A 25,038-nucleotide genomic window follows, 5' to 3' on the forward strand; every position below is an offset into this window, starting at 1 on the left:
GGAGGGTCATGACGGCGCCCCACACACCCACGCGCTTCCTGGACCGGCACCTGGGCACGACGGGAGCGGACCTGGACACGGTCCTGACCCGCATCGGTGCACGGAGCCTGGAGGACCTGGCCGTCCGGGTGGTCCCCGCCACCCTTCCCGTCCTCGACCTCCCGCAGCAGCCCGAGCGACCCGATGCCGTCGTCGGCGGGCTGAGCGAGAACGAGGCCGTCGGCGCGCTCAGGTCCCTGGCCGCCCTCAACGACCCGCACACCGAGATGATCGGGCGCGGTTACCACCCCACCGTCACCCCCGCCGTCATCGTGCGCGACGTCCTGTCCAATCCCGCTTGGACCACCGCCTACACCCCCTACCAGGCGGAGATCAGCCAGGGGCGCCTGGAGGCCCAGCTGCTGTTCCAGACCGTCGTGGCCGATCTCACCGGCCTGCCGGTGGCCTGCACCTCCCTGTTGGACGAGGCCACGGCCGTGGCCGAGGCCGTCCTGCTCATGACGCGCGCGCACCGCGGCCCCGGCGCTCCCGTGCTCCTCGACTCCGGCCTGCACCCCCAGCTCATCGAGGTGGCCTCGGCCCGGGCCGAGGCCCTGGGCATCGACGTCGAGGTCGTCTGCCTCTCCACGATCACCGACGACGGCGCTCCCCTGACCGGGGCGGTCCTCGCCCACACCACCAGCCGCGGACTCGTCCAGGACCTCGCCGGTGCCGTCGCGGCCGTCCATGCCCGCGGCGGCCTGGTGGCAGTCGATGCCGACCCGCTGGCCCTGACGCTGCTGACCGAGCCGGGCGCCGTCGGCGCGGACATCGCCGTCGGTACCGCGCAGCGCCTGGGGGTGCCCCTGTTCTTCGGAGGCCCCCACCCGGGCTTCATGTCCGTCACCGAGGCGCTGCGGCGCCAGCTGCCGGGACGCGTCGTCGGCGTCTCCCGGGACACCGAGGGCCGCGAGGCCTACCGTCTGGCCCTGCAGACCCGCGAGCAGCACATCCGCCGAGAGAAGGCCACCTCGAATATCTGCACCGCGCAGGCCCTGCTGGCGGTCGTCGCGGCCTTCTACGCGGTCCACCACGGTCCCGAGGGCCTGGTGTCCATCGCCGAGCACGTGCACCGCCGGGCCGAGCACCTGGCCGTCGGCGCCTGCGCGCTCGGGCTCGCCCTCGAGCACGAGGAGTTCTTCGACACGGTGAGCGTGCGCCTGCCCGGCGCCGCCCGCCGGGCCATCGAGCGCGCTGAGGCGCTGGGCTACAACCTGCGCCTGCTCGATGCCGACCACGTGGGTGTGAGCGTCAACGAGACCACCACCGATGACGACGTCACCACGGTCCTGCGGGCGCTCGCCGACTCCCTTCCCCGCGCCGCGCAGGATCCCGCCCCGGGCACCAACGGCGCATCCCGGTTCCCCCTGCCCACCTCGCTGGCGCGCACGAGCACCTTCCTGACCCACCCGAGCTTCCACCGCCACCGCAGCGAGACCGCCCTCGTGCGCTACATCCGGCGGCTGGCGGACCGCGACCTCGCCCTGGACCGGACGATGATCCCGCTGGGCTCGTGCACCCTCAAGCTCAACGCGGCCGCGCAGTCGGCCGTATGGCTCAGCCCCGGGCTCGCCGGCATCCACCCCTACGCCCCCGCGACCCAGACACGCGGCTGGCGCCTGCTGCTGGACGGTCTCGCCGACCGGCTGGCGCGGCTGACCGGCTACGACCGGTGCAGCCTGCAGCCGGCCTCCGGCGCCCAGGGCGAGCTCGCCGGCCTGCTGGCGGTGCGCGGCTACCTCCGGGCCACCGGGCAGCAGCAACGCGACCTCGTCCTGGTACCCGCCAGCGCCCACGGCACGAACGCCGCCTCGGCCGCCGGCGCCGGCTTCAGCGTCACGGTGGTCGCCACCGCCGAGGACGGCTCCATCGACGTCGACCACCTGCGCGAGCTCCTGGCCGAGCACGGTCAGCGCATCGCGGCCATCATGCTCACGTACCCGTCCACCCACGGCGTCTTCGAGCCGCAGGTCACTGAGGTCACCGCCCTCGTCCACGACGCCGGCGGCCAGGTCTACATCGACGGCGCCAACCTCAACGCCCTCACGGGGCTGCTGCGCCCGGGTGACCTCGGTGGCGATGTGTCCCACCTCAACCTGCACAAGACCTTCGCCATCCCTCACGGCGGCGGCGGTCCGGGCGTGGGGCCCGTCGTCGTCAAGGAGCACCTGGCCCCGTACCTTCCGGCCGGCCCCGCCGGATCGGCCCTCCCGACGGACGAGGACCACGACCGGGGCTTCGGCGGGGCAGCCGTCATGGGGGCCCGCTTCGGCTCGGCGGGGGTCATGCCGCTGGCCTGGACGTACCTGGCCACGCTCACCGACGCCGATCTGCGCCGGGTCACCCTCACGGCGCTGGCCCACGCGAGCTACCTCTCGCAGGCGCTCGCCGACGTCTTCCCCACCCTGTACACCCATCGCGGGCACGTGGCGCACGAGTGCGTCCTCGACCTGCGTGCGCTCACCGCCGCCACCGGCGTGACCGCCGAGGACGTGGCCAAGAGGCTCATCGACTACGGGTTCCACGCGCCGACCCTCTCCTTCCCCGTGGCCGGCACGCTCATGGTCGAGCCCACCGAGTCCGAGCCCCTGGCCGAGCTGGACCGCTTCATCGCGGCCATGCGCTCGATCCGTGCCGAGATCGACGAGGTCGCCTCGGGGGCCGTGGCGCTGGAGGACTCGGTGCTGCGCCGCTCGCCGCACACGCTGGCGGCCGTCACGGCCGAGCCCTGGCAGCGGCCCTACTCGCGCGCCACCGCGGCCTTCCCACTGGCGGGCATGGAGACGGACAAGTACTTCCCCCCGGTCTCGCGGGTGGACAACGCGTGGGGCGACCGCCACCTAATGTGCACCTGCCCGCCACCCGATGCCTTCGAGGCGCACGAGGCCTGAGCCGAGACCACGTCTGACGAGGAGACAGCGATGAGCGAGCACACCCAGACCAGCGCAGCCGTCCTGCGCACCACGCCCCTGCACCGCGTGCACACGGCCCTGGGCGCGTCCTTCACCGACTTCGGCGGCTGGCAGATGCCGTTGCGCTACACCTCTGACCTGGCCGAGCACCACGCGGTGCGCCGCAGCGCGGGGATCTTCGACCTGTCCCACATGGGTGAGGTCAAGGTCGCCGGCCCCGAGGCGGGCGCCGCCCTGGACCACGCGCTCGTGGGGGCCCTGTCGGCCGTGGCGGTGGGGCGCGCCCGCTACACAATGATCGTCTCACCCTCCGGCGGGGTCATCGACGACCTCATCGTCTACCACGTGGGCGACGACGAGTACCTCGTGGTGCCCAACGCCGGCAACCGCGAGCGCGTCGCCGCCGAGCTGGTCGACCGTTGCGCGGGCTTCGACTGCACGGTCGAGGACATCTCTCTGCGCACCTGCCTCATCGCCGTCCAGGGGCCGCGGGCGCAGGAGGTGCTCGTCGGCGTCGTCGAGTCCGGTGCCGCCATGCCCGGCGCCCTCAGGCCCCTTGAGGGCTCGGAGCAGGAAGACTGCGGACCGGACGTGCTGTGCGGTCCCACGCTCTTGGAGCACCTGCGCTTCTACGCGGCCGTCAGGGCGACGGCGGCGGGGCACTCGGTGCTGCTGGCCCGTACCGGCTACACGGGTGAGGACGGCTTCGAGCTGTTCTGCGGCGCCGAGGACGCCGTGGACCTGTGGACGGTCATCACCAGTGCCGCGGCGGCCCTGGAGCCCACCGTCATCGACGGCGAGCAGGTGCCGGCGCTGTCCCCCTGCGGACTGGCGGCGCGCGACTCCCTGCGACTGGAGGCCGGGATGCCCTTGTACGGGCACGAGCTCCACGAGGGGATGACGCCCTACGACGCCGGCCTGGGCGCGGTGGTGCGGCTCAACAAGGGCGACTTCATCGGACGCGACGCCCTGGCCGCCCGGGCCGAGCAGGAGGGCGCCGAGGGAACCTCGGTGCTGGTTCCCCTGACCGCTGAGGGTCGGCGTGCGGCCCGGGCCGGTGCGCCGGTACTGGGCGACGACGGCGAGGTGCTCGGTACCGTGACCTCCGGCCTGCTGTCACCCACCCTGGGTCACCCCGTGGCCCTGGCGCTCCTGCGTCCCTGGAGTGAGGACGCCCCCGCCTGGCCCGTGGGCACGGCGCTCGTCGCCGACGTGCGCGGCAGGCCGCTGGAGGTCACGGTCGTCGACTCCCCCTTCTACAAGCGGACCCGATAAGGCGTCCCGCACCACCCACCACCACCTGACAGGAAGGACCCCATCATGGCTCAGAGCGTGCGCGCTCACCTGCGCTACAGCATCGACCACGAGTGGCTGGAGGACGGTGAGCCCGCACGCGTGGGCATCACCACCGTCGCCGCCGACGCCCTCGGTGAGGTCGTCTTCGTCGACCTGCCCGAGGTCGGCGCCCAGGTCGAGGCGGGCGAGCCCTGCGGCGAGCTCGAGTCGACCAAGTCCGTCTCGGACCTCGTCTCGCCCGTGAGCGGCACCGTCGTCGCCGTCAACGATGCGGTCGTCGACGAGCCGGGCACCATCAACGAGGACCCCTACGGTGCCGGCTGGCTGTTCACGGTGACGGTCAGCGCTGAGGGAGATCTGCTCAGCGCCCAGGACTACGCAGACAAGTTCGACGCCATCGTCGACGGCTGAGCACTCAGGACCCGCTGTCGGCGGCCTTGCGGCGGGCGGCGAGGTCGGCGTCGTGCCGGGCCGCCGTGGCGAAGGCCGCGCCGGGCTCGGCGATGGAGCCGAAGGAGGCCAGGTCGCGACGGAAGACGACGGCGGCCAGCCAGTCCATCATGATGCGCACCTTCCGGTTGAGGGTCGGCATCGCGTAGACGTGATAGCCGCGGTGAGCGGTCCAGGCGGTGAAGCCGCGCAGGTCCCGACCCATGATGCGGGCGACGCCCTTGCCGATGCCCAGGGAGGCCACGGTGCCCAGGTTCGCGTGCGCGTAGGACTTCAGAGGCACACCGTTCTCGTCCCCGGCGGCGAGGACGGCCACGAGGTTGTCGGCCAGCAGCTTGGCCTGACGCACCGCGTGCTGGGCGGTGGGGGCGCAGGTGGCCTCGGGGTCCTCGGAGGTCAGGTCCGGGACGGCGGCGCAGTCTCCGGCGGCCCAGGCTCCCTCGACCGGCACGCCGTCGCGCGCCACCTGGAGGGTGGGCAGCGCGGCGACACGGCCGCGGGCGTCGATGGGCAGGTCGGAGGCGGTCTGCAGCACCGGGGCGGCCTTGACGCCGGCGGTCCACACGATGGTGTCGGCGTCGAACTCGGTGCCGTCGGACAGAACGACGTGGCCGTCGACGCAGGAGTTGAGGAAGGTGTTGAGCCGCACGTCGATGCCACGCTCGCGCAGCTGCTGCAGCCCGTAGCCGGAGAGCTCCTCGGTGAGCTCGGGTAGGATGCGGCGCGAGCCCTCGACGAGGACGAAGCGGACGTCGCGCTGCTCGATGGAAGGGATGGTGCGCACGGTCGCGCGCGCCATGTCCTCGAGCTCGGCGATGGCCTCGACGCCCGCGAAGCCTCCTCCGACGAAGACGAAGGTGAGCAGGCGCCTGCGGCGCTCGGTGTCCCAGGTGGAGGCGGCGTCCTCGATGCGGGTGAGGACCCGGTTGCGCAGGGCGGTGGCCTCCTCGACCTGCTTGAAGCCCATGGCCTGCTCCGCAAGACCGGGAATCGGCAGGGTGCGGGCCTCGGCGCCCAGGGCGATGACGAGGTGGTCGTAGGTCAGGGTGTAGGGCTCGACCGGCTCGTGCGTGGACTGGGGGGTCGGGGGACGCACGGTGACGGTGCGGCCCGCGTGGTCGATGGCGGTGACGGCGCCGGTGATGATGGTGACGCCGTCGAGGTTACGGCGGTGGGGCGCGACGACGTGGCGTGGCTGGATGGAGCCGGCCGCGACCTCCGGCAGGAAGGGCTGGTAGGTCATGTAGGCGCGCGAGTCGATGATGGCGATCTCGACCTGGTCGAGGTTGAGCTGGGCGCGCAGGGCCCGGGCGACGCAGAAGCCGACGTAGCCGCCACCGGCGATGACGACGCGGGGCGGACGGCGGCTGCCCGTGCCGGCGGCGACGTCGGGGACGTCATGGCGGGCCGGACGTACGGCCAGTGCGAGGGCGGCTCCGGCGGCCAGGAGGCCGGCGGTCGACAGGGCAATGGTGGTGCGACGACTCATGGGCACAATCTAAGGGCACCCTTAGTACAAGATCACGCTAGGACCTATTTCCTAGACATGGTTCCTGTCACAGTGCCGTGCCCGGCCAAGAGCCGCCTTCACCGGCTTCCTGCGACCACCGTCCACTGATCCAGGGCCAGAGCGGCCGCCCCTCGCGCCCACTCGTCGAACTCGAAGGGACGCAGCAGGACGGGCACGGGCGCGGCGGCCCAGTGCCGCAGACCGCCCACCTCCTCATCAAAGACCTCGCGGTAGGTCTCCACCACGGCGACCCCCTCCCCGGAGACGACGACGAGCTCGGGATCGACGTAGGCGATGAGAGTCCCCACGACCCTTCCGATCGCCAGCACCGCACGCCGTAGGACGTCGTCGACGCCATTGTGGCGACGCATGTCGGGACTCAGGAGCAGATCGAGACTCAGCTCGCCGGCCTCACACTCCAGGTGCTCGGCGGCCGCCCGCAGGATCCCGGGGGTCGAGGCGAGGGCCCGAGCGCACCCGGGGTGCCCGATCTCGCAGCTGGGCCCCGAGGGATCCACCGGCAGGTGCCCGACACTGCCGGCCGCCCCCTGCGCACCGGAGACGACCTCACCGGCCACCACGACCCCGCAGCCGATTCCAGCCCCCAAGGTGACCATCGCGAAGGGGTCCTTCCCGCGGCCGGCCCCGAACCACGCCTCGGCGTAGGCGAAGGCGCGCACGTCGTTGGCCGCGACGCAGGGCAGCCCGGTGGCCTCGGTGACCATGGCGGCCAGAGGTACGTTGCGCCATCCCAGGAAGCTGGCCACCACCACAGTCCGTCTCCCGACGACGGCCGCCCCCAGGGAGATTCCGATGGCATCGGGCCGTCGCCCGCTGCGCTCGGCCAGCTGCACCACCACCGAGACGATGAGGGCGGTCACGGAGCCGGCATCGGTGTCGGTCAACGGCCGAGAGTCACTGATGAGGACCTCGCCCAGCGGATCGGTCAGGACGGCGTAGAGGCGGTCATCTGTGAGCTTGATGCCTGCAACGGTGGCACTGCTCGGGACGACGGCCAGCAGGCGGGTGGGTCGCCCCGGCCCGGCCACCTCCACCGGGGGCTGCTCCTCGATGAGTCCCGCCTCGATGAGGGGGCGCACCGTACGGGTCGTCGTCGCCGCGGACAGCCCCAGGCGCTCGGCGAGGTCGCCGCGACTCATGGGGCCGGCGGAGATCAGGGCGAGCAGCGCCCTGGCGCCGAGGCTGCGTCCACCGCCCATCGTCGACTCCCACTCCCATCGTCGTCAGTTGCCACTGGGACCGCACGGCCTGTGACCTGGGACGACGTTCACCGCCGTCCACGTCGTACCGACACTGTAGAGCAAACCCTTGCAAAATCTAGCATCGTCAATTATTTTCATCTTACAAGGAATCACTCCTGGTTCCTCCCCCTCCCCCGGAAGGACGATGATGACCCTCCATCTGCGATGCGCCGACACCTCCGTGGTCCTCGACCTGCCCGACGACCGTTTCCCGGTGGTGCGCCACTGGGGCCCTGACCTGGGTGGCGTCAGCGGTGACGACCTGTCCGACGCGGCCCTGGCCGCCAAGACGTCCTTGGGCACCAACACCGCCTGGATCACCAACGACCTGCCGATCCTGCCCCTGGCCCACCTGGGCTGGAACGCGCGCCCCGCCGTGGCGCTCTCACGCACCGACGGCTCGGCCTTCTCACCCCATCCCACCGCCTTCACCCACGAGGAGGGCTCCGAGGACACCCCGGCCGGAACCGTCCTCGTTGTGCGTTCCAGCGGAACCGACACCGCCCACGAGCTGACCCTGGGCACTGAGCTGCGCCTGGAGGCCTGCGGCCTGGTACGTCTGCGCGCCTGGGTCCGCAATGACCGCCCCGAGTCCGACGGCGAGCAGGGGGCCGACCTCGTCGTCGGCGAGCTCACGCCGGTACTGCCGCTGCCCGACAGCGCCGACGAGCTGCTGGACACCACCGGACACCACGTCCAGGAGCGCCGGCTCGTGCGCACCCCCTTCACCCCGGGTACCCGCCTGCGCGAGTCCTGGGAGGGACGCCCGGGGCACGACGCCGTCACCTGGCTGACAGCCGGCCCCACCGGCTTCGGATGGCGCAGCGGGCGCGTCCATGGCGTTCACGCGGCATGGTCCGGCAACGTCCGTCACCTGGCGATGAACCCGGCCTCGGGCCGCAAGCTCCTGGGAGCCGGAGAGCTGCTCCTGCCGGGCGAGGTCTCGCTGGCCCCGGGGCAGACCTACACCTCTCCGTGGACGGTCTTCTCCTGGGGCGAGGGCCTGGACGCCCTGGCCCAGCGCAGCCACGCCTGGCTGCGCTCGCGCCCCTCCCACCCCACCCGTCCCCGCCCGGTGCTGCTCAACACCTGGGAGGCCGTCTACTTCGACCATGACCTGGACAAGCTCAAGGCCCTGGCCGACGCCGCCGCCCAGGTCGGTATCGAGCGCTACGTCCTGGACGACGGCTGGTTCGGATCCCGCCGCGACGACACCTCGGGACTGGGCGACTGGCAGGTCTCCCCGGAGGCCTGGCCGAACGGCCTGGAGCCGCTCGTGGAGCACGTCCACACCCTGGGCATGGAGTTCGGCCTGTGGTTCGAGCCGGAGATGGTCAACGTCGACTCCGACGTGGCCCGCGCCCACCCGGAGTGGATCCTGTCCGACGGCGCCGGCGGAGCGCCCGAGCACCGCCACCAGCGAGTCCTGGACCTGTCCGCTCCCGGAGCCTGGGACTACTTGTTCGATACCATCTCCACCCTCGTGGAGCGCCTGGACATCGCCTACCTCAAGTGGGACCACAACTCCCCTCTGCTGGCCACGGGGCATGAGGTCTCCGACCCCACCGCGGGGCGCCCGGGGGCGGCCGCCGTCCACGACCAGACCCTGGCCGTCTACCGTCTCCTGGATGCGCTCCATGAGCGCTTCCCCTCCCTGGAGATCGAGTCCTGCGCCGGCGGCGGCGGCCGCATCGACCTGGGGATCATGGAGCGCACTCAGCGGGTGTGGGCCTCGGACTGCATCGACGCTCACGACCGCCAGAACATCCAGCGCGGCACCACGCTGCTGCTTCCTCCCGAGTTGGTGGGCACCCACGTCGGCTCGGGACGGGCCCACACCACCTTGCGCGACCTCGATCTCGACTTCCGGGCCGGTACCGCCCTGTGGGGCCATATGGGTGTGGAGTGGGACCTCACCGAGGCCGACGACGCCACCCGCGAGCGCCTGGCCTCCATCATCGCGCTGCACAAGGAGCTGCGCGGCCTGCTGCACTCGGGGGTGACGGTCCACGCGGACCTGCCCGACGACGACGTGCTGCGCATCGAGGGGGTCGTCGCCCCTGACGGCTCCGACGCCCTGTTCGAGATCGCCTCGCTGGGCCAGCTCCTGGCCTGGCCCACGGCGCCGCGCCCTCTGCCCGGCCTGGACCCCTCACGCCGCTACCACGTGCGCCTGGCAACGCCGGTCTACCCCGAGCTGAGCCTCGCGGCGGGCTGGATGGCCCAGGGCGTCACTCTGCCGGGCTCCTACCTGACCACCACGGGTCTGGCACTGCCGGTGCTGCATCCCGACCACCTCGTCCTGCTGCGTGTGAGCGCCGTCGACTGAGGACTCGGCGCCCCTCCGAGTCGCTGATCCGTCCTCTCTTCTTCTACCCGCCCCTACCCCGCCCGTCCGTCTTCGACCCGTTTTCCCTCATCACCGTCGATTTGGAGACCCGATGTCAACCTCGACCCCGGTCGCACGACCATCGCGTCGGCAACGCAAGCCACGCTCCGACCTCAAGCTCGGCCTCGCCTTCATCCTCCCGGCGACGATCGGCCTCGTCGCCTTCTACATCTGGCCCCTCATCCGAGGCATCTGGCTGTCCTTCACCGAGTACAACCTCCTGACCCCCGAGGAGTTCACCGGCCTGGACAACTACAAGCGCATGGTCCAGGACGACACCTTCTGGAACGCCGTCGTCGTCACCGTGGAGTACGTGGTCATCAACATCGGTCTGCAGACGATCCTGGCGCTCCTCATTGCCGTCCTCATGCAGCGCCTGACCCAGTCCACCTTCGTGCGCTCCATCGTGCTGACGCCCTACCTGGTCTCCAACGTGGTCGCCGCCATGCTGTGGCTGTGGATCCTGGACAACACGCTGGGCATCACCAACCAGCTCCTGGAGTCCCTGACGGGCTCAGCCGTCGACTTCTTCTCCTCGTCGATGGCCATCCCCACCATCGCCATCATCAACGTGTGGCGGCACGTGGGCTACACGGCCCTGCTCATCTTCGCGGGTCTGCAGTCGATCCCGAACACGGTCTATGAGGCGGGCAAGATGGACGGCGCCAGCGAGTGGCGGATGTTCTGGCGGATCACCGTCCCGCTGTTGCGTCCCATCCTGGCGCTGGTGCTCATCATGACGATGATCGGTTCCTTCCAGGTCTTCGACACCGTCTCGGTGGCCACCCAGGGCGGCCCCGTCAACGCCACCCGCGTGCTGCAGTACTACATCTACGACATGGCCTTCGGACGCTTCCAGTTCGGATACGCCTCAGCCATGGCGGTGGGGCTGCTCCTCGTCCTGGCGGCGATCACGATCCTGCAGTACCGCATGACCCGTGCCGGCGAGACGGACCTGGACTGAAGGAGGACCACCCATGACCACGACAACCGCATCCGTCTCCTCCGCGCCGTCCCCCAAGGCGCCCGCTGCGGCGTCCTCCCAGGCCCCGGGGCGCCGGTTCACCGTCGGCAAGGCCCTGGCCTGGGCGGCGATGATCCTCATCATGCTGTTCACGCTCCTGCCCTTCTACTGGGTCCTGCGTACGGCACTGTCCTCCAACGCGGGCATCACCGCCCACCCCACCAGCCTGCTGCCGGTGGACATCAACCTGCGCGGCTTCGCCCGTGTCTTCGGCATGCAGTCCACTAAGGAGGCGCTGGCCGACGGCGGCAGCGGCGCAGCCATCAACTTCTGGCTCTACCTGCGCAACTCGGTCATCATCTCCACACTGGTCACCGTGGGGCAGGTGTTCTTCTCGGCGATGGCCGCCTACTCCTTCTCCCGCCTGCGCTGGAGGGGACGCGACACGGTCTTCGCCGTGTTCCTGGGCGCCCTCATGGTCCCCTCGATCTTCACGCTCCTGCCCAACTTCGTGCTGGTCAAGCAGCTCCACCTCATCGACACCTTCCTGGGGGTGGCGCTGCCGACCATGTTCATGACGCCCTTCGCGGTGTTCTTCCTCAAGCAGTTCTTCATGAACATCCCGCGCGAGCTGGAGGAGGCCGCCCTGCTCGACGGCGCCTCCAAGGTCCGGGTGTTCTTCACCCTCATCCTGCCCATGGCCAAGGCCCCGATCTCGACGCTGGCGATCCTGACCTACATCACGGCCTGGAATGACTACTTCTGGCCCCTGCTGGTCTCCTACACGGACTCCTCGCGGGTGCTCACTGTGGCTCTGGCCGTCTTCCGCTCCCAGGCCCCTCAGACCGGTCCTGACTGGGCCGGGCTCATGGCCGCCACGCTCGTGGCCGCCCTCCCGATGCTCCTGCTGTTCATGGCCTTCGCCCGGCGCATCGTCAACTCCATCGGCTTTACCGGAATCAAGTGAGGCACCAGATGACGACTCAACCGATCAGCCCTCTTCGCTCCTCACTGTCGCGCCGCAGCCTGCTGTGCGGCTTGGCCTCGGGCGCGGCCGCCCTGACCCTGGCCGCCTGCTCCGGCGGCTCCAGGAAGTCGGGAGCCGGCGCTGTGGAGTACTGGATGTGGGACGCCAGCCAGCTTCCCGCTTATGAGGCCTGCGCCAAGGCCTTCGAGGCCAAGACCGGCATCAAGGTCAACATCACCCAGATCGCCTGGGGTGACTACTGGACCAAGCTGACGGCCGGCTTCATCGCCGGGACAGGTCCAGACGCCTTCACCGACCACATCTCCAAGTTCGCCCAGTTCGTGGACCTGGAGGTCCTGGTCCCGCTGGAGAAGCAGGCCGCCTGGGCGGGCGTCGATGAGTCCGCCTTCCAGGAGGGCCTCATCGACCTGTGGAAGGGGGAGGACGGCCACCAGTACGGCTGCCCCAAGGACTGGGACACCGTGGCGGTCTTCTACAACCGGGACATGCTCACCCAGGCGGGCCTGTCCGAGGCGGACCTGGCCGACTGGTCCTGGAACCCCGCTGACGGCGGAACCTTCGAGAAGATCCTCGCCCGCCTGACCGTGGACAAGAACGGCGTGCGCGGAGATGAGCCCGGTTTCGATAAGAACCGCGTGGCCGTCTACGGCCTGGGTATCCAGGACGCCGGTACCGGGGACGGCCAGACCCAGTGGAGCCCCTTCACCGGCTCAGCCGGCGACTGGTTCTACACGAACAAGGAAACCTGGGGTGACCACTACCGCTACGACGAGAAGGTCTTCCAGGACACGATGGACTGGTACTTCGGCCTGGTGGACAAGGGATACATGCCTCCGCGCGGCGCCTTCTCCTCCACGACCAGCACCGATGTCCAGCTCGGCAGCGGCAGGATCGCCATGTGCTTCAACGGGTCGTGGATGTTCGGCACCTATGCCAAGCTCAACGTCAAGGTCGGGATCGCGGCGAACCCCGTGGGCCCCAACGGCAAGTCGGTCTCCCTGTTCAACGGGCTGGGCGACTCGATCTCCAAGCAGTCGGCCAATATTGACAACGCCTCCAAGTGGGTGGCCTTCCTGGGAACCGCTGAGGCGCAGGACATCGTGGCCTCTCACGGAATCGTCTTCCCGGCGATCGCCTCCTCCACGAAGAAGGCCGTCAAGGTCTTCGAGGAAACGGGGCTTCCCACCAAGCCCTTCACCCAGCACCTGGAGGACAAGTCCACGTTCTTCTTCCCACTGACCTACTTCGGGGCGGATGTGGGCGCCATCATGAAGCCGGCGACGGACGACCTGTGGGCCAACCGGGTGCCGGCCTCAACGCTGACGAAGTACAACGAGCAGGTCAACCTCCTGTTCAAGACGTCCAAGCACAAGAAGAGCTGACAGCTCAGTTGCTCGTGACCAACCACGGGCCGGGTCCGGCGCATCGCCAGGCCCGGCCCGTGATCGTCAACGCAGCCCCACGATCTGCCCGGTGTCGAGGTCGACGTCGATGCGCTCGGCGGCGGGCCGGCTCGGCAGGCCCGGCATGGTCGACAGGCTGCCGCAGATCGCGTAGACGTAGCCGGCCCCCGCGGCCAGGCGCACCTCTCGCACCGGCAGGCGCCACCCGGTGGGCACGCCCTTGCGGCCGGGTTCAGCGGACAGGGACAGCGGGGTCTTGGCAACGATGACAGGCAGGTGGCCGAAGCCTGCCTGCTCGTAGGCCTCCAGCAGCCTGCTCGCGGCGGGGGTGTAGTCCACGCCGTCGGCGCCGTAGAGGTCGGCGAGCTTGGAGATCTTGGTGCACAGGTCGTCCTGCAGCTCGTAGGCGGGTCGGCTGCTGGCCGGCTCTCCCGCCTCCTGGCAGGCATCGACGACGGCTCCGGCCAGGTCGAGGCAGCCCTCGCCTCCCCTGGTGACGGGGTGGCAGACCGCGACCCGGGCTCCGGCGTCGCGGGCGATACGCGTCACCTCCTCGATCTCGGCGTCGTGGTCGGTGGGGAAGACGTTGACGGCCACGACCGGGGTGATGCCGAAGCCCCGCACGATCTGCAGGTGCTTGAGCAGGTTGGCGGCGCCGTCGCGCACGTCATCGACGTTCTCCTGGAGCATCTCCTCGGGCAGGTCCTTGCCGCTGACGAGGCGGTGGCGTCCGCTGTGGGCCTTGAGCGCCCTGATGGTGACCACGACGACGGCGACGCTCGGGTGCATCCCGGAGACGGCGCACTTGAGGTCGATGAAGCGCTCCAGGCCCATGTCGGATCCGAAGCCGGCCTCGGTGAGGATGTAGCCGCCGTCGTGGGCTCCTGCCGCGGCGACGCGGTCGGCGATGACCGAGGAGCATCCGGTGGCAATGTTGCCGAAGGGGCCGGTGTGGACCAGGACGGGGGTGCCCTCGCCGGTGCGCAGGAGGTTGGGCTCGAGGGCGTCGCGCAGGACGGCACACATGGCCCCGGCCGCCTTGAGCTCCTCCGCGCTGATCCACTCGCCGCTGCGGCTTCGGCCGATGACGATGCGCCCCAGGCGCCTGCGCAGGTCGGACAGGTCCGTGGCCAGCGACATGATGACCATGAGCTCACTGGCCGGGGTGATGTCGAAGGAGGCCTGCCGGGTGACTCCATCGATCTTGGACCCCAGGCCGGTGACGATATGGCGCAGGGCGCGGTCGTTGACGTCCAGCACCCGGGGCCAGGTGATGGTGCGCTCGTCAATGTCGAGCTCATTGCCGTGGTGCAGGTGGTTGTCGATCATTGCCGACAGGAGGTTGTGGGCGGCGGTGATGGCGTGGAAGTCGCCGGTCAGGTGCAGGTTCATCCGCTCTGCCGGCAGGATGCGGGCGCTCCCGGAGCCTCCGGCTCCGCCCTTGATGCCGAAGGTGGGGCCCATGGCCGACTGGCGCAGAGTCAGGACTGCCTGCTGGCCCAAGCGGGTGAGCCCCTGGGCCAGCCCGATGGCCGTGGTGGTCTTGCCCTCCCCGAAAGGCGTCGGCGTGATCGCAGTGACGACGACGTAGTGAGGGCTACTCGCCCCACCGCCACTCACGTGCTGGCTGGATTCCAGCGCCCGCAGGTCGATCTTGGCCACATCACGGCCATAGGGGATGACGTGCTCGGCGGCGATTCCCGCTGACGCCGCCAGCGCGTGAAGGTCGATCGGAGCGTCGGAGCCGCCAGCGGCCGCAATCACCTGGGTCATGGATGAAGCCTAGTCGGAACCGGCTCCCGGCTTCTGTCTTTCGCCATGGAGCCGCCAATCAGTGGAACATTGCTTGCCCCTGACAAAGAGTCATACCTTCAGCACGCCGAGCCTTATTCGACTAGTCTGTCGGTTACCCATCGGCCAACCATGGAGGTTGTTGTGAACCGTCGGATCGTCCTCTCCGCCCTCGCCGCATCGGCGTCACTGTGCCTTGCCGTGACGGGATGCTCCGGCACATCGGGGACATCGCAGGCCGGTGCCAGCAGTTCTGCGACTGCGTCGCCCGCGGGCCCTGTCGGCACCGTCGATCCGCCGTCGGGCATCGAGGGCCTCGACAAGCTCGGCCTGTCGAAGGCCACGATGAGTATCAAAACCGCTCCCGGACTGAGCAACTATGACGAGAAGGGCCTCACCTACGTCGACCCGATCACGGATCCGGCCGCTGATCTCTCGGTCCATCACGTGACCTGGGACGGTAAGGAGACCTGGAAGGCGAGCGTGCCGGTCCCCAGCGGCGCCGATCCCGCCTCGCTGAGCCCCATGATGAGCTATGACGACGCACTGGGTGTCGTCTCCTACTGGTTCACCACCGACCAGGTCGACCGGGAGGACTCCACGCTCCGCCTCCACCCGGTCAGCGGTAAGCTTCACTGGTTCGACACCAGCACTGGGAAACAGGGCTCTGATCCCTTTGCCGAGGATGGGAACACCTACTCGGCGCACACGCAGCTGGTCGGAGGGCTTCAGATAGGCCCAGGCGGCGGAATGAGCGCCGTGAAGATCGTGGACTCCTCACACACCCTTGTGAGTCACTCCGCGCAGGAGCTGGGACTCACCGACGGCAGTCGGGGCGAGTTCTACTCATGGAAGGGGCAGGTGCGTTTCAGGGGCACCGAGCCCGCCGACCCCGCAGATCTCCTCAAGCTCAACACCTCCAAACCCATCCCCGACCTCAGCGCCGACGCCCGAATCTGGACCACGCCCACCAGAATCCTGGTTCTGGACCAGTCGGACAGCCGCTTGCAGTCTGTGACCGACAGTGGGGCGCAGGTCCTGGATCTCAAGGGATGCACCATTCCACCCAAGAGCAACCTCACGGTCGGCAGCGGCGACACCTATGAGCACCTCGGCCAGCTGCGCATCGCTCAGGACGGGACCACTGAGTGCCTGTCCAAGACCATCGGGAACCCCTCCGACACCATCAGCACCACCCTGAGCGATGGCAGCATCATCGTTCGTTCCACCGCCGATGAGGGAAAGACCTTCTCCTTCCGCTACATCAGCGCCGACGGCTCCACGAAAGTCGATCTGCCGAAGAAATCGGTCCCCAGTGCCCACGACAACCACCTCGTGTACTCCACCTCCGCCGACGGCGTCTCAACCGTGACCGCCTTCAGTGAGAAGGATCTCAAGCCCTCGAGCTCCTGAGCCATGGGCCCCCTCGGGGCTACTCCTCGGCGAGGGCCTCGGCGATGGCCCGCATGGTCACTTCCCGGCTGTAGCCCTTGCGCCCCAGCACGGCCGCGGTGCGACGCCGGCGCACCTCCCAGGGCAGGTGGCCGGTGGCGGAGAGCTTCTTGCGAGCCAGCGCCAGCGCCGCTGAGTCCTCGTCCTCGGAGCTGATCTGCTCGAGGGCCTCGGCGACGTCCGACTCACCCAGCCCCTTGCGCCGCAGCTCCTCGGCGATGGCTCGCCTGGCCGCCCCCTTCTCCGCGAAGCGGGTGCGCGCGAGGCGGGCCGCGTAGGCGGTGTCGTCAATGACTCCGGCGGCCTCCAGACGGTCGAGGACCTCGGAGGCTACACGGGGGTCCACCTCCTTGCGCTCGAGGAGCTCGGCCAGGGCGGCGCGAGGGGCCGCGCTGCGGTCCAGGCGGCGCAGGACGATCTCCCGCGCCGCCTCGACCGCCTGCGCATGGGCGTCAGGGATGAGCCAGGGCATCAGAACCCGCCGGCCTCCTCACCGAAGATGGTGTCCGACTCATCCGCCGACGCCTCCTTGGAGGTCTTGACGCCCTTGGAGGTCTTAGCAGTGGAGGTGGCCTTCTTCCCGCGCCCTCGGGCGGTCTTGACCGCGCTCGTGGCGGCGGTGTCAGCACTCTCCACCGGGACGGCTGCCGCGGCCACGGCGGCCTCGGCAGCAGCAAGCTCCTCAGCCTCCCGGGCCTTGCGGCCGGGCTCACCGATGCCCAGGGCGGCGAGGATCTTCTCCTCGATCTCGGCAGCCAGCTGCGGGTTGTCCTTGAGGAAGTTGCGGGCATTCTCCTTACCCTGACCGAGCTGGTCCTCCCCATAGGTGAACCAGGCCCCCGACTTGCGCACCACGCCGTTGTCCACTCCCAGGTCCAGCAGGCTGCCCTCGCGGGAGATGCCCTGGCCGTAGAGGATGTCGAACTCGGCCTGCTTAAAAGGCGGCGCCATCTTGTTCTTGACGACCTTGACCCGGGTGCGGTTGCCCACAGGCTGGTCCCCGTCCTTGAGGCCGCCGATGCGGCGCACGTCCAGGCGCACGGAGGCGTAGAACTTCAGGGCCTTCCCGCCGGTGGTGGTCTCCGGGTTGCCGAAGAACACACCGATCTTCTCACGCAGCTGGTTGATGAAGATGGCGGTGGTGCCGGTGGAGGACAGCGCACCGGTGATCTTGCGCAGCGCCTGGCTCATGAGGCGGGCCTGGAGACCGACGTGGGAGTCCCCCATCTCTCCCTCGATCTCAGCCTTGGGGACCAGGGCCGCCACGGAGTCGATGACGATGATGTCCAAGCCGCCTGAGCGCACCAGCATGTCGGTGATCTCCAGGGCCTGCTCCCCAGTGTCCGGCTGTGAGACCAGGAGGTTGTCGATGTCGACGCCCAGGGCCTTGGCGTAGACCGGGTCGAGGGCGTGCTCGGCGTCGATGAAGGCCGCGTTCCCGCCGGCCCTCTGCGCGCTGGCCACGGCGTGCAGGGCGACGGTGGTCTTTCCGGAGGACTCCGGCCCGTAGACCTCGACGATGCGTCCCCTCGGGAGCCCTCCGACTCCCAAAGCCACGTCGAGGGCGACCGACCCTGTCGGGATGACGGAGACCGGAGGACGGGACTCGTCCCCCAGGCGCATGACGGATCCCTTACCGAAGCTCTTGTCGATCTGGGCGAGGGCTGTGGCCAGGGCCTTGGAGCGGTCCTGGGTCTGGCTGGCAGCAGGCATTGTTCTACCTCGGTTCTCAGGGCGGCGCGCAGCCGCGGCGGGCATGGCTGGTCAACTTCGGCGAGGTCCCCTCTCCGGGGCTCACCAACGACGGTATGCCTGACCACTGACATCTATCTCCGCCCCGCATCAGCCCTGTGGACTCAGGGGGCCTAGTCGTCGTTCGTGGAGAACAGTACCCGAACACCTGTTCGATCATGACATCATCGTCACGCGCGTGTCGGCGACTCCAATCCTGTCCCCAGCACCCGCCCTCATCACCTGGGCTCAGCGACGCGGATCCGAGCGGAAGATCCACCGCTCGGCATCCGAGCGCTCGGTCTCCTCGCACAGCAGGCCCCAGACCTGCTCCGGGGCCACACCGTCGTCGAGCGCCTGCACGCAGGTCACCCCCAGCCCCGGAAGAACCAGATCCTGGGCCAGTGACCGGCCGTAGGCCGGACCGAAGACCGCCTCGACGGCATTCCAGAACTCCGAGTGCTTCACCACTCCCCCTTTGTCAACAGGCAACCCGGCGGCGAGTCCACTCATCGTGGCCCCACCGCCGGGAAGGTCGGCTCACTGGTAACGATCTGCGCGCCACAAGATCAGCGCACGCAGAGCGTCAGCGGATGGTCACCGCAGGGCGACCCCCTGCTGACGCACGAGCTCATCGGGAACCGTGTCCGGAATCATGACGCCCTCGGTCAGGGCGATGCGGTCGGAGACCTCACGCAGCACCATGGACAGGGGGGCGTCAAGCGCCTGGCAGATGGAGGCGAGCAGCTCGGAGGAGGCTTCCTTCTGGCCGCGCTCGACCTCGGAGAGGTACCCCAGGGAGACACGGGCCTGCGAGGAGACCTCGCGCAGCGTGCGCCCCTGGTGCTGTCGGACGCCGCGCAGGACCTCTCCGATCTCGCGGCGCAGGACGACATTCTCGTGCTTCGGGGTGTCCACGGACACACCGTACCCTGCCCCGGGTCCCTGGCGCATCGGCATCCGGTTGTTGATCGGGCGAGTGGTGCGGGGGTGAGTCGTGTTGTTCATCGTCTAGCACAACCATTCACGTCGTGGATTCATTCCCGCCACGTGGGGCCAGCTCTCCGGCTCCGGTGACGTTGAGAACCACTCTACCGGCATTCCTGAGAGAAATCTGAAACACGTCTTAGTCTGCGGTCTGTAGTTGGTCAGTCGTCATTGAGAAGCAATCAGGGCTGCGGCCCACACTCGTCCTTCTGTAGGAAGCCGATGGCCAGCTCACACACCTCCATCACGGTGGCGCACCGGATCTGCGAGCGATCACCGCTCAGGTGCAGCTCACGGTGCCTCTGCCCCCATGGGGCAACAACCGCGACATGGACCGTTCCGGCCGGATGACCGTCGGCCGGCCCCGGCCCGGCCACCCCGGTGGTGGCCAGTCCCAGATCCGCCCCGAGGAGCCGGCGCACTCCGTGCGCCATCTGCAGGACGACATCGCGGTCCACCGGCCCGGTCAGCTCCAGGTGCGCGGCATCGACCCCAAGGACCTGCGCCTTGATCCGGGTGGCGTAGGCCACGACCGCCCCCACGAGCACACGGGAGGCGCCGGGAACCTCCACCAGGCTGGAGGCGACCTGCCCACCCGTCAACGACTCGGCGATCGCCAGAGTCATTCCGCGATCCGCGGCGGCCTGCAGGAGAGCCCTCGCCACGCGGACGCGGCCCTCGGTGCCGGGCGCGCCCTCGATCACCACGGCTTCCACCCTGGGGCGGTCACTGGCCGCTCCCTCCGTTCTGACGACTCAGCAGCATCGCCTGGCGGACGTAGTCCAGGCCGGTCACCACCGTGACGACGAGCGCCGCAGCCACGATGACATAGGCCGCCTTGGTCAGGAACGCGGCCGGCCCCGCGGACAGCATGAGCATGGACCATGGCGTGAGCAGCCCGACCAGCCCCACCATCTGGAGCGTCGTCTTGATCTTGCCGCCGCGCGAGGCCGCCATGACGGCGCGGCGCAGCATGAAGAAGCGCATGACCGTGATGCCGAGCTCGCGCACGACGATGAGGATGGTGACCCACCACCACAGTCGTTGGTTGACGCTCAGCAGAACGAAGGCGGACAGAGTCAGCGCCTTGTCCGCGATCGGGTCGGCGATCTTGCCGAAAGAGGTCACCAGACCCCACGAGCGCGCCAGCTGGCCGTCCAGACGGTCCGTGAAGGCAGCGACGACGAAGACCACGACTGCGGCGAGCCTGGCCCGGTCCCCGGGTAGCAGGGAGAGCCAGATGAAGACGGGCACGAGCAGCAGGCGCAGCACCGTCAGGACGTTGGCGATGTTGAGCAGCGGCGCCTGCTCTGACTGCGCGGCGCCATCCGGGGCGGTCGGGGCGTTCATCAGGTCCAGCCTAGTCGCGGACGGCCTCCCACCGACGCAGAAACCTCGATCCGTCTTCTCAACGGCCTCGCATCCGAGCGGCTGCACCGTACGCGCTATGCCCCACTGCAGACGACACGCGGCATAGGATCCGTTCTCACCCGCGGTTCACGCCGACATCCGGGCCCCCCGCACCGCTGGAACGAGCATGAACCGTGTACGCACTCTTAAGGTTCACTTCATACATTCATCATCATGCACCCCTCCACTCCTCCACCCTCATCGTCACCGGACTGCGCCGGCCTCACCCGCAGGTCACGGGGTCCTGGCCTGCTGACCGCCGTCGTTCTCACCGCATCCGTCGCCATGAACGGTTGCTCGACGAGTTCCGATCAGGCGGTGCCGGCTCAATCGCCGACTCCGTCCGCCTCCGCCAGCGTCGGCGGCTCGCAGGACGTCCACTTCACCGTGGGTTACGCCGGCGACGTCCTCATGCATATGCCGGTGATGGAGTCCACTCCGGCAGGCTCAGGGGATATCACCGCCAACATCGCCGCTGAGACCCCCTGGGTCGAGGGCCTGGATCTGGCCCTGTGCGGGATGGAGGTGCCCGTCGCTCCGGACGGGGTCTACTCGGGTTACCCCGCCTTCGGCACCTCTACCGAGGTCGTGGCCGCCTTGGCGAGATCCGGCTGGGACGGCTGCGCGACCGCCTCCAACCACGCCGCGGACCGGGGGGAGGCCGGCGTCGTGGCCACCTTGGACGCCCTGGACGCTCACGGGTTGGGCCACGCGGGCACCTACCGGAGCCAGCAGGACGCCTCGGTGCCCTTCGCGCTCTACGAGCTGGAGCGGGGCGGGCGCACCGTGACCGTCGCCCAGATCTCCACGACCATGGACCTCAACGGCCTGGAGGATCCCACCGGATACTCCGTGTCGCTCAACGACGTCGGCGCCATCACGAAGGCGGCGAAGTCGGCCCGTGCGGCGGGTGCCGATCTCGTCGTCGTCCATTCCCAGCTCGGTGAGGAGTACGAGACCACGCCCAACGACAAGCAGGTCTCCTACGCCCAGTCCCTGGCCGACACCGGGCAGGTCGACATCTTCTTCGGCGCTCATCCCCATGTGCCTCAGCCCGCCGAGAAGCTCTCCGGAGGAGTCGGGGGCAAGGGGATGTGGGTGTCGTACTCGGCAGGCAACTACATCTCGAACCAGGATGAGGAGTGCTGCGCCCCGCTGTCCGACGTCGGTCAGCTGGTCTGGGCCGACGTCACCTCCCACGCCGACGGCTCGGTGAGCGTGGACAAGCTGAACTGGCACCCGTTCACCATGGATCTCGCCGGCGGCCACAAGATCAGGGACCTGGCGGCGCTTCACAACGGCGAGCAGCCTGCCGGCCTGGGGCTGAGCAAAGAGCAGATCGACCGGCGCTGGAGCCTGCTCACCTCTCAGGTCAAGGACGCCTCGACCATGGCCACCACACCGCCCAAGCCCACCGGACCGGCTCCGACGATTCCCAGTCGGGAAGAGGTCATCACACGGGCAGGGGCACACCCGGCCCCGCAGGGCGCGGCGTCGGCCTCCGCCTCACCACGATGAGCCGCGGCCTGTGAGCGACCAGGCGTCCTCGGAGTCCTCATCGGCGGAGGTGTCGTCCCAGGACTCCGACTCCGGCAGGCTGGAGGCGACATCCAAGGGGTCCGTGCTGTAGCGGTTCGACGGCATGACCGCAGTACGGGGCTCATTCGCGGCCGGAGCCGACGGGGCCTCGGAATCGGGCTCGCCTTGAGACGCGTCAGGGGCCTCGGGACTCTCCGCGCTTCCCGGCGCACCGCCCTCGCCCTTGATCCAGGCCAGGGTCTCCTCGAGCTGCTCGGGCTGGACGAGGACGTCGCGGGCCTTGGATCCCTCCGAGGGGCCGACGACCTCACGGGACTCGAGCAGGTCCATGAGGCGTCCGGCCTTGGCGAAGCCGACGCGCAGCTTGCGCTGGAGCATGGAGGTGGAGCCGAACTGACTGGAGATGATGAGCTCGGCGGCCTGCAGGAGCAGGTCCATGTCATCACCGATCTCCTCGTCGATCTGCTTCTTGACCTCCGGGACGACGACGTCCTCGCGGTACTCGGGCGTCAGCTGGGACTTGACGTGCTCGACGACGGAGCGGATCTCGGACTCGGTGACCCACGAGCCCTGGATACGCACTGGCGTGGAGGCGCCCGGGCCCAGGTAGAGGGCGTCACCCTGGCCGGTGAGCGTCTCGGCCCCGTTCTGGTCGAGGATGACCCGGGAGTCCAGCTGGGAGGCCGTGGCGAAGGCCAGGCGCGAGGGGACGTTGGACTTGATGAGGCCGGTGACCACCTGGGCGACGGGACGCTGGGTGGCCAGCACCAGGTGGATCCCGGCAGCGCGGGCCAGCTGGGTGATGCGCTGGATGGAGGCCTCCACGTCCTTGGGGGCGGTCATCATGAGGTCGGCGAGCTCGTCGACGACGACCAGGAGGTAGGGGTAGGGGCTCAGCTCTCGCTGGGATCCCGGCAGGGGCTGGACCTCGCCTGCGCGCACCGCCTTGTTGAAGTCGTCAATGTGCTTGAAGCCGAAGGAGGCCAGGTCGTCGTAGCGGGCGTCCATCTCGCGCACCACCCACTCCAGGGCCTCGGCCGCCTTCTTCGGGGAGGTGATGATCGGGGTGATGAGGTGGGGGATGCCCTCGTAGATGGTCAGCTCCACCCGCTTGGGGTCCACCAGCACCATGCGCACCTCCTCGGGGGTGGCACGCATCATGATCGAGGTAATCATCGAGTTGACGAAGGAGGACTTACCCGAACCGGTCTGCCCGGCCACCAGCAGGTGCGGGGTCTTGGCCAGGTTGGTGACGACGTAGTCGCCCTCGACGTTCTTGCCCAGCCCGACCACCAGCGGGTGCGCCTGCTTGCGCGCGGCCTGGGAGCGCAGGACGTCGCCGAGCTTGACCATCTCCCGGTCGCTGTTGGGGATCTCGATGCCGATGGCGCTCTTACCCGGAATGGGTGTGAGCAGACGGATCTCGTCGGAGGCCACCGCGTAGGCGATGTTCTTCTCCAGCCCCGTGATCCGGGAGACGTTGACCCCCCGGCCCCGGTGAACCTCGTAGCGGGTGACCTGGGGGCCGCGCGTATAGCCGGTGACCGTGGCGTCCACGTTGAACTCGGCGAAGACGTTCTGCAGGGACTCCACAATGGCGTCGTTGGCGGGGGTGCGGGTGGAGTGGCCCGGGCCGGGACCGAGCAGCGCGTCATCGGGCAGGGTGTAGGTCGATCCGTCGGGCAGAGCCATGTTGCTCAGGTCGCTCATGGCGATCTGGTCGGCGAGGTCGGGCTCCTCCAGCGCGACCTCGGGGGTCTCCTCAGTGACGGCGTCGAAACCGGAGGGCGGCTGCGGGGTCGGCTGCGGCGCGCTGCGCTTGGCCGATGAGGGTTTGCGCTGCCCTCCTGCGGCCGGGCCGGAGGCCACGGAGCGACCCGCCGGGCCGGCGGGCCTGCTCCGGGTGGGAGAGGCGGCTGAGGGAGCCGGGGAGGCGATGACGTCGGTCTCCTCGCCCACGTCCGGGATGACGAAGTCGTCGCCCTCGGAGTGAGCGCCGTGATCGGCGCCCGGCTCGAAGAGCTCGGTGATCGTCGTCTGCTGGGCCTGCCGGTCGGCCGAGCGCTTACGGCGGCCACTGCCCCGTTTACGTGAGGCCGACTCCTCCACCTCCAGGGCGGAGCGGAAGGGCTCGTCGCCGTCGTAGGAGTCCAGGAGCGCCGTCTGATCCGAGTCCGCGCCCGAGGCGCCGGCCCGCCCAGAGCCTCCACGAACCCGCCCCAGCAGGCGCCGGGCCAGGGAGTCACCCGATCCATCGGCGCCGTGGGAGGCTCCGTCACCGTCCGCGGCCCGGTACTGATCCAGTAGGTCACGGATCTCGGCAACGGTCTTGCCGGACATGACCAGGGCGGAGAACGCGGTCAGGAGGAGGAACAGGATGAAGGCCCCCACGGAGGAGAACAGAGCCGCCAGCGGGTAGCCCACCAGCCACCCCAGCAGCCCTCCGGCAGCCTCCAGTCCGCCGAGGTTGTTCCTGAGGACCGGGTTGCCGCTGCCGACCTGGATCATTCCGGTCAGAGCTGTCAGCAGCCCCAGGCAGCCCACGGAGACCCGTGCGTGCACCGCCCCCAGGCTGTGGACCCGCAGCATGGCGATGCCCAGCGCCGCCAGGAGCGGGGGCACGAAGACACCCAGGACACCGACGGGGCCCGCGGCGATGTGGTGCAGGAGATCGCCTGCGGCGCCGGAGATCCCGAACCACTCGCGCAGTGCCAGCACCGCTGCGAGGGCCAGGATGAGGAAGGCCCAGCCGGTACGGCGGTAGCGTCCGCCCGAGGGCCCGGTTCCAGGCGCGGAGAAGGGTGCGGCCCCTGGAGCGGAGCCGCCGCGATTACGTCCTCTGCCGGTTCCCGGTGAAGGCGCAGCTGTTCTCGTGGTGCGACGATTGGCCATGATGCTCTAGAAACTATCGGATT

The 25,038-nt window shown here is 69.4% G+C and carries 19 protein-coding genes; 9 read left to right on the forward strand and 10 right to left on the reverse strand.

The genetic code is table 11. From position 1 onward, the window contains the following. Positions 1-8: 8 nt before the first annotated feature. From gcvP to gcvH, 3 genes are read left to right on the forward strand one after another with little or no spacing between them, the layout of a single operon-like run. Complete coding sequence (gene gcvP, locus AB7V09_RS05445; RefSeq protein ID WP_419143160.1) at positions 9-2,930, forward strand: aminomethyl-transferring glycine dehydrogenase; 2,922 nt, start codon at positions 9-11, stop codon at positions 2,928-2,930. A 30-nt stretch (positions 2,931-2,960) separates the two neighbouring features. Then, entirely contained in the window at positions 2,961-4,226 is a 1,266-nt protein-coding gene (locus AB7V09_RS05450; RefSeq protein ID WP_419143161.1) for a glycine cleavage system aminomethyltransferase GcvT, read from the forward strand. A gap of 45 nt (positions 4,227-4,271) precedes the next feature. Next, positions 4,272-4,658 carry a glycine cleavage system protein GcvH gene (gene gcvH / locus AB7V09_RS05455; RefSeq protein WP_419143162.1) on the forward strand — a complete coding sequence of 129 codons (387 nt, stop codon included), beginning with the start codon at positions 4,272-4,274 and terminating at the stop codon, positions 4,656-4,658. A 4-nt stretch (positions 4,659-4,662) separates the two neighbouring features. On the opposite strand, the gene AB7V09_RS05460 is transcribed toward gcvH, so the two are convergent. Both AB7V09_RS05460 and AB7V09_RS05465 read right to left on the reverse strand, forming a co-directional pair. Beyond that, the gene (locus tag AB7V09_RS05460) at positions 4,663-6,186 is read right to left on the reverse strand and encodes an NAD(P)/FAD-dependent oxidoreductase (RefSeq protein ID WP_419143163.1); all 1,524 of its coding nucleotides are present in this window, start codon (positions 6,184-6,186) and stop codon (positions 4,663-4,665) included. A gap of 98 nt (positions 6,187-6,284) precedes the next feature. Continuing rightward, complete coding sequence (locus tag AB7V09_RS05465; RefSeq protein ID WP_419143164.1) at positions 6,285-7,427, reverse strand: ROK family protein; 1,143 nt, start codon at positions 7,425-7,427, stop codon at positions 6,285-6,287. Positions 7,428-7,617: 190 nt separating this feature from the next. Between AB7V09_RS05465 and AB7V09_RS05470 the strand changes: the two genes are divergently transcribed. The 4 genes from AB7V09_RS05470 (at position 7,618) to AB7V09_RS05485 (ending at position 13,192) form a co-directional block, all read left to right on the forward strand. Beyond that, positions 7,618-9,798: an alpha-galactosidase gene (locus AB7V09_RS05470; RefSeq protein ID WP_419143165.1), complete on the forward strand. Its 2,181-nt coding sequence runs from the start codon at positions 7,618-7,620 to the stop codon at positions 9,796-9,798. Positions 9,799-9,910: 112 nt separating this feature from the next. Then, positions 9,911-10,822, forward strand: coding sequence for a carbohydrate ABC transporter permease (locus tag AB7V09_RS05475; protein WP_075255119.1), 912 nt, complete (start codon positions 9,911-9,913; stop codon positions 10,820-10,822). A gap of 13 nt (positions 10,823-10,835) precedes the next feature. Beyond that, positions 10,836-11,789: a carbohydrate ABC transporter permease gene (locus AB7V09_RS05480; protein WP_419143166.1), complete on the forward strand. Its 954-nt coding sequence runs from the start codon at positions 10,836-10,838 to the stop codon at positions 11,787-11,789. Positions 11,790-11,797: 8 nt separating this feature from the next. Further along, the gene (locus AB7V09_RS05485) at positions 11,798-13,192 is read left to right on the forward strand and encodes an ABC transporter substrate-binding protein (RefSeq protein ID WP_419143167.1); all 1,395 of its coding nucleotides are present in this window, start codon (positions 11,798-11,800) and stop codon (positions 13,190-13,192) included. A gap of 66 nt (positions 13,193-13,258) precedes the next feature. On the opposite strand, the gene AB7V09_RS05490 is transcribed toward AB7V09_RS05485, so the two are convergent. After that, a complete protein-coding gene (locus AB7V09_RS05490) occupies positions 13,259-14,986 on the reverse strand; it encodes a formate--tetrahydrofolate ligase (protein WP_419143168.1) in 1,728 nt (575 codons plus the stop codon). A gap of 162 nt (positions 14,987-15,148) precedes the next feature. Here AB7V09_RS05490 and AB7V09_RS05495 point away from each other — a divergent pair, with 162 nt between their 5' ends. Then, positions 15,149-16,417 (forward strand): hypothetical protein, encoded by a 1,269-nt coding sequence (locus tag AB7V09_RS05495; protein WP_419143169.1) that lies wholly within the window; start codon positions 15,149-15,151, stop codon positions 16,415-16,417. Between the two features lie 19 nt (positions 16,418-16,436). On the opposite strand, the gene AB7V09_RS05500 is transcribed toward AB7V09_RS05495, so the two are convergent. From AB7V09_RS05500 to pgsA, 6 genes are all read right to left on the reverse strand, one after another. After that, positions 16,437-16,928 carry a regulatory protein RecX gene (locus AB7V09_RS05500; protein ID WP_279014011.1) on the reverse strand — a complete coding sequence of 164 codons (492 nt, stop codon included), beginning with the start codon at positions 16,926-16,928 and terminating at the stop codon, positions 16,437-16,439. Then, a complete protein-coding gene (gene recA / locus AB7V09_RS05505) occupies positions 16,928-18,169 on the reverse strand; it encodes a recombinase RecA (protein ID WP_419143170.1) in 1,242 nt (413 codons plus the stop codon). The genes AB7V09_RS05500 and recA overlap by 1 nt, the downstream gene beginning before the upstream one ends. Before the next feature lie 267 nt (positions 18,170-18,436). Further along, the gene (locus AB7V09_RS05510) at positions 18,437-18,655 is read right to left on the reverse strand and encodes a DUF3046 domain-containing protein (protein WP_419143171.1); all 219 of its coding nucleotides are present in this window, start codon (positions 18,653-18,655) and stop codon (positions 18,437-18,439) included. Positions 18,656-18,784: 129 nt separating this feature from the next. Continuing rightward, positions 18,785-19,195 (reverse strand): helix-turn-helix domain-containing protein, encoded by a 411-nt coding sequence (locus AB7V09_RS05515; RefSeq protein ID WP_004565236.1) that lies wholly within the window; start codon positions 19,193-19,195, stop codon positions 18,785-18,787. 161 nt (positions 19,196-19,356) lie between these two features. Further along, positions 19,357-19,881: a CinA family protein gene (locus tag AB7V09_RS05520; protein WP_419143172.1), complete on the reverse strand. Its 525-nt coding sequence runs from the start codon at positions 19,879-19,881 to the stop codon at positions 19,357-19,359. 19 nt (positions 19,882-19,900) lie between these two features. Next, positions 19,901-20,524 (reverse strand): CDP-diacylglycerol--glycerol-3-phosphate 3-phosphatidyltransferase, encoded by a 624-nt coding sequence (pgsA, locus tag AB7V09_RS05525; protein ID WP_419143173.1) that lies wholly within the window; start codon positions 20,522-20,524, stop codon positions 19,901-19,903. A 234-nt stretch (positions 20,525-20,758) separates the two neighbouring features. Here pgsA and AB7V09_RS05530 point away from each other — a divergent pair, with 234 nt between their 5' ends. Continuing rightward, entirely contained in the window at positions 20,759-22,102 is a 1,344-nt protein-coding gene (locus AB7V09_RS05530; protein WP_419143174.1) for a CapA family protein, read from the forward strand. Here AB7V09_RS05530 and AB7V09_RS05535 read toward each other — a convergent pair. Further along, positions 22,091-25,015, reverse strand: a complete 2,925-nt coding sequence (locus AB7V09_RS05535) for a DNA translocase FtsK (protein WP_419143175.1) — start codon at positions 25,013-25,015, stop codon at positions 22,091-22,093. The two genes, AB7V09_RS05530 and AB7V09_RS05535, sit on opposite strands and share 12 nt — an antisense overlap. Positions 25,016-25,038: the final 23 nt, after the last annotated feature.

Source organism: Actinomyces sp. SKVG-SVH-4(1), assembly GCF_048514265.1.
GTDB lineage: Bacteria > Actinomycetota > Actinomycetes > Actinomycetales > Actinomycetaceae > Actinomyces > Actinomyces oris.